The following is a 13,703-nucleotide window of genomic DNA, read 5'->3' on the forward strand; positions in this document are numbered from 1 at the left end:
GAGGGGAGAGGCATAATGGATTACAGTAAACTAGCAACAGAGGTTTTAAATGGTTATGAACTGACGGATGAAGAGGCATTAAGCATATTGGAATCACCAGATGAGGATCTTTTGCAACTTCTGAACGGTGCATATCAGATTCGGCGATATTACTATGGCAACAAAGTAAAATTAAACATGATCATCAATACAAAATCAGGCAACTGCTCGGAAAACTGCGGTTACTGTGCACAGTCACGGGATTCCACAGCACCGATTGAAAAATATCGGATGCTGGATAAAAATTCAATTGTGCTTGGTGCTGAAAAGGCACAGCAGATGCGTTCCGGTACATATTGTATTGTGGCAAGCGGCAGAGGCCCGACAAATCGCGAGCTGGATCATGTGACAGATGCGGTGAAGGAAATTAAATCAAAATATGACTTGAAAATCTGTGCATGTCTTGGTATTCTGAAACCCGGGCAGGCAAAGCGGCTGAAGGAGGCAGGTGTGAGCCGCTATAATCACAATATTAACACCTCCGAAAATCATCATGATGCTATTACAACAAGCCACACTTATCAAGACCGCGTGCAAACAGTAAATGATGCTAAACAAGCAGGTATGTCACCATGCTCCGGTGTCATTGTCGGCATGAAGGAGTCAAAACAAGATGTTGTACAGATGGCAAAAGCATTAAAAGAATTGGATGCGGACTCCATACCGGTAAACTTCCTGCATGCAATTGACGGGACATTGCTTGAAGGAACGGATGAGCTGAACCCGGTTTATTGCCTGAAAGTGCTTGCTATGTTCCGTTACGTCAATCCGACAAAAGAAATTCGGATCTCTGGCGGTCGCGAAGTCAACCTGAAGAGTCTGCAGCCGCTAGGGCTATATCCAGCAAACTCGATCTTCATCGGAGATTATCTTACAACACTAGGGCAGGAAGATACAAAAGACCACCAAATGCTGCGTGATCTCGGTTTTGAACCCGATGTAGTATATGATGAAGCAAACTCTACATGTTAGAGAGCATTTTTTCGAATTAATATTTTTGCTTTAACATAATGTAAAATTTCAATCAGTGTGGGTTTTCTTTCATTCTTCACTGAGTGTTAGTCTCAAAATAGATAACCCCATAAAGGGGACCTTAAACAAACAGAATTGTACATTTACGGGGAGTTTGATCCGCCACCTAAATTTCTTTGTCTTCGCGAACATTTGAGGTAGGATCTTACTCCCTTCATTTTTCCTTATGGGAAATATCTCCTTCAATTATTATTTTCCTTTTCCCTTTCTCCACTTTTACAATGGTAAGACTTGTCCCTTCAATAATTGGAGGCTCCCAAATATCACCGACTGATTTATTTTTACAGATCATTTGCAGCACTTTGATTACCACACCATGGGTGATTATCAGAACATTGCCCGCCTGATATGTTTCTTCCAGATTTCCAAGAAACTCTTCCAGTCTTGTCTTTACGTCTGAAAAATTTTCCCCGCCCATTTTATCCTGTTTATACAAATCTGGATGATGGAAATAGCAATCATATCGATATGGGTCCGCAGCCTTGATTTCTTCATGAGTCATTCCTTGCCAGTTTCCCAGATTAATTTCCTTAAAGCGCCCATCGGTTTTTAAAGCTAGAGGACGTTTGCCGATCAGCAATTTCGCTGTATGAACTGCTCTTGGGCTTGGACTGGAAATCACCGATTCGAATCTGGTATTTGCCATTATTTCAGCAAGTAATAATGTATGATTAACGCCATTCTTTGTTAACCTGGAATCCAGATGTCCCTGTAATCTTTTTTCTGTATTCCATTCTGTCTCACCATGTCTTACAAAGTACAGTTTCAATAAGTTGCCCCTCCATAATTTTTCTGAAATGTTTCCCGGCAATGTTCATCATGCTTTCTTCCAATCGGGGCGGATACACAGTTATAAAAGAAGTCGATGGTCCCCCCGATTTCAGGAAATCAATCTCGGACGAAGGTATTATTTTATCCTTGTCCAAATCAGGAAACATCCGCCCCAATTCATGTAGAACACCCTTCGAGCCGACTGGCCATACAAGCGAATCCTTAAACTCAGAAATCTCCTTAAACAGAGATAAAGAAGCAATCGCCTCCGATTCATGCACCACCTCATCACCGACTAAAGGCAATCCAATCAAGGCAATATTCCGATTTCCTGCAGATTCTTCATTAAACATTCTTTTTTTGCCAAGCACCGTTATTCCTATCACCGATTGTAATAAGGAAAAGTTGCTTTCTGTACTCCCAGTAATCGGTACACCTTCCAACCCAAGTTCAGAAAGACCTTTTTGAACCCCTGCAGTCAGCTTTTCCCAAGCATCTTCTCCGCAAAAATTTTGAATTACCACGGAAATAGGTGCTGCTTTTGATGCAATAAGCTCCATTACCGCTGCTCTGAACGAAAAATAGCTAACCGTTTCATATGGAACTTTCACACTATCTTGTTCCTTCATTCCGATGGAGCCGCTGTTGTCACTCGTTATCACCAGCTGCTCTTCTTTGCTGAAACTAATGCTAATCGAGTCTCTCATCCGTGCATTTCACCTTTAAAATAATAACCCTGAAAAGCCGATAAACGCGGAATGGCTACATAGGCAATAATTGTATTTAACAGAGAACCAAGGAATAACGAAGGCAGGAGCGCAATATAAAATGCAATGTCGAATAAGAAAATAAATGGTATTGGAGCGATAAATGCATTACCCAGCAGGAATAAAATACACGCCAAATGCTTCTTGCCTTTTCGATAAAGCACGGCAAATAACGAAACCAGCAAAGCCATTTCTAATGCAATTATAATGTGAAGGGCTCCTAACGGCATTCCCCCAATTAATGCTGAAAGCAAATGGCCTAAAGCGCCGACCATAGCTCCTGCTCCTGCGCCAAAGAAGGCCGCTGCCAATAGTGCAGGGAAAACATCCAATGCCACACTGCCAATAATCGCTGGTATTTTAATAGACGCACCTATGACAGATAACGCAATAAATAAGGTTAGTAAACTCATTTTCCTAACATTCATTTTTATGTTTCCTTTCAAATAGATTTGCAAAAAGTGCAATGAAAACGATACATCGAGTATTCAGTTCATTCTATTTTGCACATACAGCTTGTTTTTGAAATTATCCCTTTACCGTTTGATTGAGGCCATACCAGACCACATCAACCCGTTCACATTTTATGGCAATGTCCTGATAGAACCACCCGATTAAATCACGCCAATTCCGATCCGCTTTATCAATCGGTACAATCCCTTTAGTAATATCTGTTCCGATGATAATAAGCTTTCTGTCTGGACTCACATTTTCCCATTTATACCAGCCGGCTATTACGTCTTTCAAATACTTCCGGCCTTCATCCATTGTCATTTCAGCAAGCAGTTCTTTCACCCATACTTCTATCCCTTCTAAAATGAACGTCGAATTCCATGGAGATTCCAAATTCATGATTAGCGGATCTTTATTGTAGGCAGAAAACCATTCGCCTTCCGGATAATTTTCTTTCACCCATTTTCGTTTGCCATTGAAGGCACCGCCTGTAACGAAATGCAATGTTCTTCCCTCCTTAATTGGTTAGTATGAAAAATCAATTCATAGCCCGTTGCCTCTGGAATGCTCCACTCCCAGAATTCCTTATTGTCTGGAGAAAATTTACTTAATAAGTACCGGATAACACCACCATGTGTCACTACAAAAGGTTTTCTCGCTCCCTTTTGAAGTATGATTTCAGCTAATATATTCCATCCCCGCTCCACCCTTTTGGTGAACTGTTCAAAAGACTCTCCTTCAGGTGGGGTGTAGGAATACATGTTATCGATCCATTGCTGATATTCTTCAACGTCTCTTAATTCCTTATAACTTTTCCCTTGGAACATTCCGAAATTCATTTCCCTGAATTCAGAAAGAACCATTGGCTTTTCTTTAGAAAACAGAAGGCCTATTGTATAGAGACAGCGCTGTAAATCACTGGAGACTAGCAAATCGTAACCGCATCCGCTAAATTTATATGAGGTTAATGTCTTAATCGCTTCCTTACTCAAGGGAGAATCATTCCATCCCAGATAAGACTTCCTTTTATTTTCCTCTGTCAGCCCATGGCGAAATAATGTAATAGCCACAACGTCATCCATAATATATTTTCCGTCCCTTCTACAGAAGCTCCCAGAACATCCCCAGTTATTCCACCAAAACTGGTCACGGATATTTTTCGGATAAATAAGTAACATCCTATTGCAATCAATGTTAGAACAAGACTTGGCAAAATAAACTGATTGTCTATAAATAGGATGCAAACATACAAAGCTGCCAAATAAAAGGGATAAACTTTCAAAGTACTGGAATTCCCTGCTTTTTGAAAGAAAGATGCCAGTCCATCCTTTTTTGCAGCGGGAATGGTTAATAGCATGGTTCCCATCACACTTTTACTTAAAAAAGGGATTAGTCCAATAAGTAAGAGAGTGAGACTATTGCCGAAGCTGGTAATTTCATAGATAAACAGGAATCTCGAACTTAATAGAATAATAACCGCCATAACACCAAAAGCTCCAGTTCTGGGGTCTTGCATGATCTCCAGTCTTTTTTCTCTGTCCTGATAAGAAAAATAGGCATCACTTGCGTCCATCCAGCCATCTAAGTGGATGCCGCCTGTCAGTAAAATTGTAAAAAGCCAGACCGCAAAAGCAACTGCTAACAAGGATAAAGATGTCCACTCTGTCAGTACATATAATAACAGGCTAAATAAAATACCTTGAAACAAGCCCAGCAAAGGGAACGTTTTGATGCTTTTTTCGATATGCGTCTTATCCATTGGCAGGTTCATTTTAATTGGAAATGCCGTTAAGAATTGCAAACTGATCAAAAAACTTTTTATCATCTTCATTATTCTCTCTTCCACCCATAAGTAATAGCTTTTATCTTTTCCCAGTTGAGGTAATCTTTCATCGTTAATGCAAGTCTGTCAAAACGTTCTTCTTTTAATTTTTCTGTTGATATTTCTTCCTTTGCGGGCAGCCCTTTGGATGAACGGATAGCATTTAACCATGTATTTCACCATTCATCATGATGAAAAAGATGATGCACATAGGTACCAATTATTTTTCCATTATGGCCGTAGTAGCCTTCGCTTCTGCCACTGTCCAGTTCAAGGAAAGAGCCAGCTTCTTCCAAAACCTCTGTTTTTCCGGAATGAATTTCAAACCCTTCTATTGGCTTTCTTCTTTTTAATTTTGTATGGGAGTGGTACTTACCCTTTACACGAGTGGTATTTTTCTCCAGGTTTAAAAATGTGCGGGCTGAAATTAAATTCATCCCTTTTGATTGTTCCGCCTGGATCCCCTTTTCTGCGTCTGTTTGGGTTTGATCAATGATTTCTGTTCCCAATATTTGAAACCCACTGCTAATCCCCACAATATAACCGCCTGTTTTTACAAAGTTGATAATCTCTTGTTCCAGTTTCTTTTCTCTTATTGCATTCATTTCACAGAGCGTGTTTTGTGTGTCTGGAATAATTACTGCATCAGGATTCCCAAACTCACTGGAATCTTTTACAAATCGGATTGACACATCTTCTTCATAAGCAAATGGCTCGATATCACTGTAATTTAATAGATAAGACACATCAATCACTGCAATGTCAATTGCCCCGCTTCGTTTTCCATAATGGTTCTTGATTGATAAGGAATCCTCTCCATCGATTCCGTGATTATCAATATAAGGAAGTACACCGAAAACAGGGATGCCTGTTTTTTCTTCCAACCATTTCACACCATCCTGAAATAAAGCTACATCTCCCCTGAATTTATTTATAATTAAACCTTGTACCCTTTTTCGTTCTTTGGAAGAGAGCAATTCCAAAGTGCCAACAATATTTGCAAAAACACCGCCCCGTTCAATATCTGCAACTAAAATAACTGGAACATCAGCTAATTCTGCTACTTTCATATTGACAAGCTCACGATCATTCAGATTAATTTCTGCCGGGCTGCCGGCTCCTTCAATAATAACCAAGTCATATTCTTTATCTAAATAAGCCAGGGAAGACTGAATAGCTTCCAGGCCCTTTTCATAATACGTTTCTCGATAATCCCGTCCAGATAACATTTTTACACTTTTCCCAAATAAAACGACTTCTGATTGCAAATCTGAGCGGGGCTTAAGCAGGATTGGATTCATCCAGACCGAAGCTTCTATCATAGCTGCTTCCGCCTGGATCCCTTGAGCCCTGCCAATTTCCTTCCCATCCACCGTTACATACGAATTATTTGACATATTTTGTGACTTAAATGGGGTGACTTTCATTTCCTCTAATGCAAACATTCGGCATAAGGCAGTTGTTATAAGGCTTTTCCCTGCATCAGATGATGTTCCCTGGATCATAATTCCTCTCATTATTTAGCTCCCTTCATCAGCAAAGGTATAGCCGCTTCAACCAAATAGGCATTTTCTGCAGTGCTGACAATTTGCTGGTGCAGCTTTCCCATCAGCTGACAGTATGTAAATAAAAGTTCAGTTTCTTCATGAAGAGGATCGAAAAAAACTTCATTACTGACAAGGATCAAATGATGACAGTTTTTTTCGATTGCTTTTATGCCATTCCAGATACGATTAAACACTTCATCTTTCTTAGAGTAAGTATCACTCCATCCTGTATCCTGTGAAAAAAGTTCATTGGATAGCAAGGTTGTTAAACAGTCTAATAAAATGACATCATTTTTCTTAAAATAAAAAGCCAAAGATTCTATATTGACTGGCTGCTCCCAGGTATTCCACAAATACCCGCTTTCGTTTCGGTCTTTTTGATGGTTCCTGATTCTCTCTTCCATCTCTTCATCAGCAGATTTGCTCGTTGCTATATAATGAAGACCCCCATCTATTTCCAGCGCTTTTTTTACTGCTGTTTTTTCAGCAAAGCTGCTTTTCCCGCTACGTACCCCACCAGTAATAAATGTTATGGAAGCTGTCTCCATTCTTCAAATACCTCCATCAGATAATTGTTTTCTTCCGTGCTTTTAATTGCAAATCGAAGCCATTTCCCTTCCAGGCCCGGGAAATTAAACGTATGTCTGGGAACAATTCCTCTTCTTAATAAGAAAGTAAATAGTGGCATTTGCTCTTTTTCAAGTGGATCCCGCAATAAATAAAAATTAACCTGTGACGGTGAAAACTCAAATCCTTCTGCAAGGAAGAATGAAAATAATTTTTCACGTTCTGACCGTATGTAATTAACTATGTTTTGAACAAAATAAGTATCTTGCAGGAATAGCTCCCCTGCTGACATAGCCAATGCATTAACACTCCAGTGCGGCTGATAGCCGGATAGCTTATCAATTACACGAGGGTTTGCAAGTATATATCCAAGACGCAACCCGGGAATAGCGAACATCTTTGTCATGGAGCGGATAATAACTAGATTGGAATACTCCTTTATCAATGGAGAGATTGGTGTATAATCTTCCAAAAAGTCATAGAAAGCTTCATCTAGTATCAATAAGGTATCTGTTTTTTTACATTCCTCCAGGAGTTTTACTATAGTTTCATTTGAATAACCAATACCAGTTGGATTATTGGGTGTGCATAAAAAAACTGCATCTATAGCGCTTAGTTTAGAAGTTATCTCCTCAACATTCAGCTCCCAGGCCGGTTCATCCAGCTGATGGTAAAATATCTGGCAATCATTTGCACTGCATGCCGATTCATATTCCGAGAATGCTGGCTCAATAAGTAACACATTCCCTCCGGCAAGTATTCTCCCCAATAACGCAATCAGCTCGGCTCCGCCGTTTCCAAGCAGAATTGATTCCGGATCCACAGCTGTTTTATTGCTGATCAGCTTTTTCAATACCTGTGTATGAGGATCGGGATAATCATTTATTTTTTGGTAGAAGTCCAGCCATTTTTCCTTCAAAATCTGAGGTGACCCCAAGGGATTGATGTTGGCACTAAAATCGATCCATTTTTCCGGTTTGGGAATTCCCGTTTCCTTATATATATATTGTGGATTAGAACCATGTTTTGGCCAGTTCAAATAATAGCCCTCCCATCGCTATAAATAGTAAAAACAATATTGTTGTACGGGTTAAAATACGATTTGTTTTTATAATATGCGCTTCTTCTAATCGCACAATTGGTTCGCCCATTTTTGCTCTATTGGAAATAACTCCTTTATAATAATTCACTCCACCAAGCTGGACCCCTAAAAGTGATGCTATTGCTGCTTCCAGCCAGCCGCTGTTTGGACTTGGGTGTCTCTTTGCATCACGGAATAAAATTCTTAAAGCCTCCCACCTCGTTAAGCAAGCGGGTTTATTTCCCAGCAAAATGATATAGGAAGTCAAACGGCTTGGAATCCAATTGACTACATCATCCAACCTTGCAGAGGCCCAGCCGAAGTCCTGATATTTTTCATTTTTATAGCCAACCATCGAATCACATGTATTGATTGCCCGATAGACAATAGCGAACGGAGCACCGCCAATTATTCCCCAAAATAAAGGAGCAGTGACTCCATCACTTATATTTTCGGCAACCGTTTCTACCGTCCCTCTTACAACTTCCTCTTCATTAAGATTTTCTGTATCTCTGCCGACGATATAGGAGAGTTTACGTCTTGCTTCAGCCATATTCCCACTTTTAAGAGGGACATAGACCTCAAGAGCTGCCTGTTTTAACCCTTTTTGAGCAATCGTTGTTGAAATGATGATAGCTTCTGCCGCGATTCCTATCCCCGGATGGATCAGGTAGCACATCCAAACAAGAAAGATAGATGCGAGAAAGGCCGCAGTGCTGATAAGAAGGACCATTAATAATCCTTTGCTTTTACGTGATTTCCCCTGATTCAGCAGCTTTTCCAAAACGGAAATACCACTGCCAATCCATTTAACAGGATGTGGCCATTTCGGTGGATCACCGATTATAAAGTCAGTGAGGACAGCGAAAAAAATCGCTAGTAAATGATATTCCATTATTCCCGGTCCCCTTATTTTGGCTGTTTTTGCTATGCATTGACCTTTTTAACTATTTTTCATCCTTAACTCGCGCGACAGCTAGGTGGAGTCGCGCGATTCTGGAGTGAAGTGAAGTCGCGCGAGTTTAAGTGATTGTTGCACGACTAGAAGGCTCTATCGCGCGACTTTCAACTTTGTCGCGCGCCCCCAGGCTATTGGCCTGCAGAACATGGACTTTCAAAGCAGTTTTACGTCGCAGTATATATATTTTGCCTCAAAAATAGCCTTCTTTTTACTGAACTACAATTCAATCCCCTTAACAGCATTTACACCTTCGTCATAATAATGCTTCTCCACATCAACAACAGATACAAGATCGGCTGCATCCCTGATTTCCTGTTTGGCATCCCTTCCAGTTATCACAAGGTGAACGTGTTTTGGTTTATTTTTGATCAGGTCTATTACTTCATTTAACGGCAAAGCATCGTCGATCGGAAAACTGTCAATTGCCAGCGCATTATTCAATTCATCCAAAATCACTAAATCATATTCTCCACTCATGACAGCTTCTTTGGCAATTGGCCAGGCTTTTTTTAAAGCTTCCCGGTGTTCCTCAGGGGTTTTTAGCCATGTAAAGCCAATCCCAAGCTGGACCATTTCAATACCAAGTTTTTCAAGTGAGTATTTTTCTCCGTAAGTGCGTCTTGGTGATTTAATAAACTGCAGCATTTTCACATTAAAGTCTCTGCCTGCTGCACGCACTGCCAACCCTACTGCTGCCGTCGTTTTTCCTTTGCCATCACCTGTGTATACCAATGTTAAGCCATCTCTTTTGTTTTTCCCCATAAAGTCATCTGCCTCCTGTAAAGTATATTTTTAAACGGTTTTACCTGACTTCTTATTATTTCTATTTCTCAATTATTAATGGGCAAGACACAATATATCCTTGCCATTTCTATAAATCATGCCTGCTCCCAATCGAATTCTTCATCCAGCAGTGGATCCCTATCCTCGAAAAACGGCGGATAAATATCAGGGTGAAGAATACTGGCTATCTTATTTAAACCGAGCAGCAATTTAGGTGAAGGTCTGCAAAATAATGGTTCATCCAAAATATATAATTGATCGTTTTTAATAGCTTCCATTTGCGCTATCTGAGGGCGCTTGAGGATAACTTTTGGATTAACCTTTTCCTTTTGCACACCAACCCACACCGCGCACATAACATCAGGATTTCTTTTACTGACATCCTCCGAATCTGTTTGAACACTTGCTTCAGGCTTATCCTGAAATATGTTCTTTCCCCCTGCAAGCTCACTGATTTCTGTTAACCAATTACTGGCTCCAGGTGTGAAAACAGGTTTTGGCCACCATTCCCAATAAAGCTTTTTTAGATTTTCTGCTTGTTTGGACAAATTACGATAGTATTCAATGATTGAATTATATTTCATGTATAGCTGCTTTGCTTTTTGCTCCCTATTCGCTGCCATTCCAACAAATAATAAGCTTTCCCCAACCTCGGATAAGGTCTTTGGATTAGGAACAATCGTATAAGGTATGTTTCTCTTCTCCAGCTTTTCAATATTTCGTTCCATTCCAGGAACAGAAAGAGAAGCAAACACAAGGTCCGGCTTTAATTTTTCAACCTTATCCATGTCTATATCCAGATCACTGCCAAGCCTCGGCAATGTTTTAATACTCTCAGGCCAATCGGAATAGTTATCTACACCAACGATCGAATCAGTTAAACCCAAATAAGCTAATAATTCTGTATTGCTTGGACAAATCGATATTATTCTCATAGAATTCCGCCTCCCTTAAACAGTTAAAATCCTTTTCATGACAGCATCAGCCTGGCGTGATTGTAAATTACTTTTTTTGCAAACTTGCTTCCAGGCATTTTTCAATCCAATTATCAACAATTGATGGACAGGAGGCAAAATGCAATTGTGTAAAACCCGCAACTAAATTGCTGATTAGAAAGCCTTCCTTCTTCTTCCCCCTCATTCCTTCCGTCTCGAATGCATATGGAATAGCTTCATCATCTGAATGAAAGGTGGAGTAATGATATTCATGCCCTTTTGCAATGTGATTCCCTAGTAAAAAATTGTCATTTTGCCCACTGACCTCTCGATAACCTAATGCAGCCAAGTTGGGGTGCATTTGTATTTTACCTGGAATGACACCTGCCATCTCATGCTTCGTTTTTTCCGTAGTTTCCATGGATTCTGTTAAATACATGAATCCCCCGCATTCCGCTAATGTTGGTAATCCGCTTTCAATTGAAGCTTTCAATGATTGTTTTGTTTTACTGTTGGCTGCAAGTTTATCAGCAAACTCTTCCGGAAAACCTCCACCAAGATAAAGACCATCAACAGCCTCTGGCAAAACGTCATTCGCTAACGGGGAGAAATAAACTATTTCCGCTCCATTCGCTTCCAGAATTTCTAAATTCTCGGGATAATAGAAGTTAAATGCTGCATCTTTGGCTACTGCAATCCTGAGAGAAGTTTCCTTCTTTTTATCAAATAGTGAAGGTCCTTTATTTTCTAAAAAGGTATCAGTAATAGATAACTCAAGAATCTGATCGATATTTATCGTATCAAGAACCAAATCTCCTAATTTATCAAAAAACGGATCAAGATCTCCTCTTTCAATAGAAGAAATGAGTCCCAGATTCCTCTCGGGGATTTCAATGTCAATCTCTCGTTTTAAATAACCAAGTACAGGAATCGCACATTCTTGTTCAATTGCTGTTTTCACTAAATGAAAATGCCCTTCGCTTCCCACATTATTTGCGATCACACCTGCAATATTCGGACCCTTATCAAATAATTGAAAACCCTTTACAATTGCTGCAGCACTCCGGGCCATGGCTGAGCAATCAACAACAAGCAGCACAGGACTTTTTGTTAATACACTGATTTCTGCAGTAGACCCCGTATTTGTTTCCGGGCTTTTCCCATCAAAAAAACCCATAACTCCTTCAATAATCGAAATCTCAGCGTCCATCTTTCCATGTGTAAAAACATCTAACAATCTATTTTCTGTCAGCATCCAGCTATCCAGATTACGAGATGCCCGGCCAGTTACAGCTGTGTGATAGGATGGATCAATATAATCCGGCCCGCATTTAAAACCTTGAACTGTTAGCCCCCGTTTTTTTAATGCGGACATGATTCCAATTGTTAACGTTGTCTTCCCAACACCGCTGCCAGTTCCTGCTATGACCAATCGTCTGTCCAAAAAGAAGACCTCCTTCATTTTAGAATTTCACTTACTGACGGATCCGCTTCAAATATTTATTTACCGCCTTTTTAGTCGAACGATATACTAATTGACCAATCCCTTTCCCAACAGCAGTTCCTGACCCTGCATATGGAGTCTGTTCTCCCTGTTGTGTGAGGCCAATTACTAAAGCATCTGTAGAAGTACCTGTTGCAATCGTATCCGATTCACGGTCTTTAATCTGAAGGTCATGAAGTGCCTTCGTTTTTGCTTCCGTTGCTGTTATGCAGGCATTCACAAGTGCACCATCCGTAAAATGGGCATCGATAAACACCATTGTATTGATTGTTCCGATTTGAGTGCCGGCACTTATAGTATATTCATTTGAGACATCGATCGCGTTCCCTACCCCGGCTGTAACGATGACCAACATAGGAATGCCGTTTATATCCTTCGTTTCCATCACCATATCCTCCAGGTTAACCGCAGTCATCATTGCAACCGTCGCTTCATGAGGGATATGATAGTTGTTAAGCCTTTCTCTCAAATCACTTTTCGGGTCAGCGCAATTATAGTGTTTATCCACATGAAAATTACAAAAATGCTTTAACCAATGGATTCCTTCTCCTATTACCCCGTTTGATATCGTTCGTAATGGATGTTCAAATTGCATATGGATATAGGTGCTGTTTTTTTCGATTTGATAAGAATTATAAAAATCAAAAAAGTCCCTTTCCGCATGCTCTGGTGTCATTAATATCTGTGGTTTTGGCACAGTTGGGTGTGACCCGGTTTTCACATCTACTTCATACACCTGTTTTAACTGAGCTTCTTTTCGCAATGTATCGGCATTGCCAACGTCTATTAATCTGCCATTTTGCAGTAGGCCTATTCGATCTGCATATAGTGCAGCAACATTTAAATCATGAAGGATAGCTAAAACCGTCAATCCCGTTTCCTGCTGCTGTTTCTTAATTAAATCGAGTATTTGAAATGTATGCTTAATATCCAGATGATTTGTTGGTTCATCTAAGAGCAGAATCTCGGGTTCCTGTGCCAAGGCTTTTGCCAATAATACCCGCTGCTTCTCTCCACCGCTGATCATACTGAATGGAGTATGACGAAACTGGATAATTTTCGTTTTCTCCATCACATCTTCTATGACTTTCCGGTCTTCTTTTGACAATTGCTTCAATATTCCTTTTTGATGCGGATAACGCCCAAGACGAATAATTTCTTCAACTGTATAATCAAATGAAACGAGGACTTCCTGGGTCAGGACAGATATCTTTTTCGCTTTCTCCAGCTTGGAATAAACCGGGATTTCTCTTCCTGATAAAAGAACGCTTCCACTTTGTATTGGCAGCTGGCCAGTTATTAATTTAAATAATGTTGTTTTACCACTTCCATTTGGTCCAAGTAACGCGAAGAATTCGGCATTTTCGATGGCTAAATCAATCCCCTGAATTATGGGGCTGCTGCTATATCCGCCAAATACATTTTCTATTTTCAACATCAC

15 protein-coding genes are annotated in these 13,703 nt (G+C 40.2%); 1 reads left to right on the forward strand and 14 read right to left on the reverse strand.

The genetic code is table 11. The annotated features are described in order from the left end of the window. The first annotated feature begins 15 nt into the window (after positions 1–15). Positions 16–1,011, forward strand: coding sequence for a biotin synthase BioB (gene bioB, locus CIL03_RS17155; RefSeq protein ID WP_094887109.1), 996 nt, complete (start codon positions 16–18; stop codon positions 1,009–1,011). Positions 1,012–1,225: 214 nt separating this feature from the next. Here bioB and CIL03_RS17160 read toward each other — a convergent pair whose 3' ends face one another. From CIL03_RS17160 to CIL03_RS17225, 14 genes are all read right to left on the reverse strand, one after another. Next, positions 1,226–1,840: a histidine phosphatase family protein gene (locus CIL03_RS17160; protein WP_240508132.1), complete on the reverse strand. Its 615-nt coding sequence runs from the start codon at positions 1,838–1,840 to the stop codon at positions 1,226–1,228. Then, the gene (locus CIL03_RS17165) at positions 1,812–2,549 is read right to left on the reverse strand and encodes a hypothetical protein (RefSeq protein ID WP_094887110.1); all 738 of its coding nucleotides are present in this window, start codon (positions 2,547–2,549) and stop codon (positions 1,812–1,814) included. Before CIL03_RS17165 ends, CIL03_RS17160 begins: the two co-directional genes overlap by 29 nt. Next, positions 2,546–3,037: an ECF transporter S component gene (locus CIL03_RS17170; RefSeq protein ID WP_094887111.1), complete on the reverse strand. Its 492-nt coding sequence runs from the start codon at positions 3,035–3,037 to the stop codon at positions 2,546–2,548. Before CIL03_RS17170 ends, CIL03_RS17165 begins: the two co-directional genes overlap by 4 nt. 100 nt (positions 3,038–3,137) lie before the next feature. After that, a complete protein-coding gene (locus tag CIL03_RS17175) occupies positions 3,138–3,566 on the reverse strand; it encodes a bifunctional adenosylcobinamide kinase/adenosylcobinamide-phosphate guanylyltransferase (RefSeq protein ID WP_094887112.1) in 429 nt (142 codons plus the stop codon). Continuing rightward, on the reverse strand, positions 3,518–4,144 hold the full coding sequence (locus CIL03_RS17180) for a histidine phosphatase family protein (protein ID WP_094887113.1): 627 nt from the start codon (positions 4,142–4,144) through the stop codon (positions 3,518–3,520). Before CIL03_RS17180 ends, CIL03_RS17175 begins: the two co-directional genes overlap by 49 nt. Then, positions 4,102–4,893 carry an adenosylcobinamide-GDP ribazoletransferase gene (gene cobS / locus CIL03_RS17185; RefSeq protein WP_206207718.1) on the reverse strand — a complete coding sequence of 264 codons (792 nt, stop codon included), beginning with the start codon at positions 4,891–4,893 and terminating at the stop codon, positions 4,102–4,104. The genes CIL03_RS17180 and cobS overlap by 43 nt, the downstream gene beginning before the upstream one ends. 167 nt (positions 4,894–5,060) lie before the next feature. Continuing rightward, on the reverse strand, positions 5,061–6,401 hold the full coding sequence (locus CIL03_RS17190) for a cobyric acid synthase (protein WP_338061899.1): 1,341 nt from the start codon (positions 6,399–6,401) through the stop codon (positions 5,061–5,063). Continuing rightward, positions 6,401–6,979 (reverse strand): bifunctional adenosylcobinamide kinase/adenosylcobinamide-phosphate guanylyltransferase, encoded by a 579-nt coding sequence (locus tag CIL03_RS17195; protein WP_094887114.1) that lies wholly within the window; start codon positions 6,977–6,979, stop codon positions 6,401–6,403. Before CIL03_RS17195 ends, CIL03_RS17190 begins: the two co-directional genes overlap by 1 nt. Next, on the reverse strand, positions 6,961–8,037 hold the full coding sequence (gene cobD, locus CIL03_RS17200) for a threonine-phosphate decarboxylase CobD (RefSeq protein WP_094887115.1): 1,077 nt from the start codon (positions 8,035–8,037) through the stop codon (positions 6,961–6,963). Before cobD ends, CIL03_RS17195 begins: the two co-directional genes overlap by 19 nt. After that, complete coding sequence (cbiB, locus tag CIL03_RS17205; protein ID WP_094887116.1) at positions 8,012–8,977, reverse strand: adenosylcobinamide-phosphate synthase CbiB; 966 nt, start codon at positions 8,975–8,977, stop codon at positions 8,012–8,014. Before cbiB ends, cobD begins: the two co-directional genes overlap by 26 nt. A gap of 279 nt (positions 8,978–9,256) precedes the next feature. After that, positions 9,257–9,802, reverse strand: coding sequence for a cob(I)yrinic acid a,c-diamide adenosyltransferase (locus CIL03_RS17210; protein WP_094887117.1), 546 nt, complete (start codon positions 9,800–9,802; stop codon positions 9,257–9,259). Between the two features lie 116 nt (positions 9,803–9,918). After that, positions 9,919–10,758, reverse strand: coding sequence for a cobalamin-binding protein (locus CIL03_RS17215; RefSeq protein WP_094887118.1), 840 nt, complete (start codon positions 10,756–10,758; stop codon positions 9,919–9,921). Positions 10,759–10,825: 67 nt separating this feature from the next. Then, positions 10,826–12,202, reverse strand: a complete 1,377-nt coding sequence (locus CIL03_RS17220; RefSeq protein WP_240508133.1) for a cobyrinic acid a,c-diamide synthase CobB — start codon at positions 12,200–12,202, stop codon at positions 10,826–10,828. Positions 12,203–12,233: 31 nt separating this feature from the next. Then, positions 12,234–13,700: an adenosylcobinamide amidohydrolase gene (locus tag CIL03_RS17225; RefSeq protein ID WP_094887120.1), complete on the reverse strand. Its 1,467-nt coding sequence runs from the start codon at positions 13,698–13,700 to the stop codon at positions 12,234–12,236. Positions 13,701–13,703 lie beyond the last annotated feature (3 nt).

The sequence above is a fragment of the Virgibacillus indicus genome (assembly GCF_002266285.1).
In the GTDB taxonomy this organism is placed as follows: domain Bacteria; phylum Bacillota; class Bacilli; order Bacillales; family Amphibacillaceae; genus Virgibacillus_K; species Virgibacillus_K indicus.

Excerpts from the sequence above, each read along its gene's own strand:
- CIL03_RS17210 (WP_094887117.1), bottom strand. The coding sequence starts at position 9,802 with ATGGGGAAAAACAAAAGAGATGGCTTAACATTGGTATACACAGGTGAT.
- CIL03_RS17215 (WP_094887118.1), bottom strand. The coding sequence starts at position 10,758 with ATGAGAATAATATCGATTTGTCCAAGCAATACAGAATTATTAGCTTAT.
- CIL03_RS17190 (WP_338061899.1), bottom strand. The coding sequence starts at position 6,401 with ATGAGAGGAATTATGATCCAGGGAACATCATCTGATGCAGGGAAAAGC.
- bioB (WP_094887109.1), top strand. The coding sequence starts at position 16 with ATGGATTACAGTAAACTAGCAACAGAGGTTTTAAATGGTTATGAACTG.
- CIL03_RS17180 (WP_094887113.1), bottom strand. The coding sequence starts at position 4,144 with ATGGATGACGTTGTGGCTATTACATTATTTCGCCATGGGCTGACAGAG.
- cobS (WP_206207718.1), bottom strand. The coding sequence starts at position 4,893 with ATGAAGATGATAAAAAGTTTTTTGATCAGTTTGCAATTCTTAACGGCA.
- CIL03_RS17165 (WP_094887110.1), bottom strand. The coding sequence starts at position 2,549 with ATGAGAGACTCGATTAGCATTAGTTTCAGCAAAGAAGAGCAGCTGGTG.
- CIL03_RS17195 (WP_094887114.1), bottom strand. The coding sequence starts at position 6,979 with ATGGAGACAGCTTCCATAACATTTATTACTGGTGGGGTACGTAGCGGG.
- CIL03_RS17225 (WP_094887120.1), bottom strand. The coding sequence starts at position 13,700 with ATGTTGAAAATAGAAAATGTATTTGGCGGATATAGCAGCAGCCCCATA.
- CIL03_RS17170 (WP_094887111.1), bottom strand. The coding sequence starts at position 3,037 with ATGAATGTTAGGAAAATGAGTTTACTAACCTTATTTATTGCGTTATCT.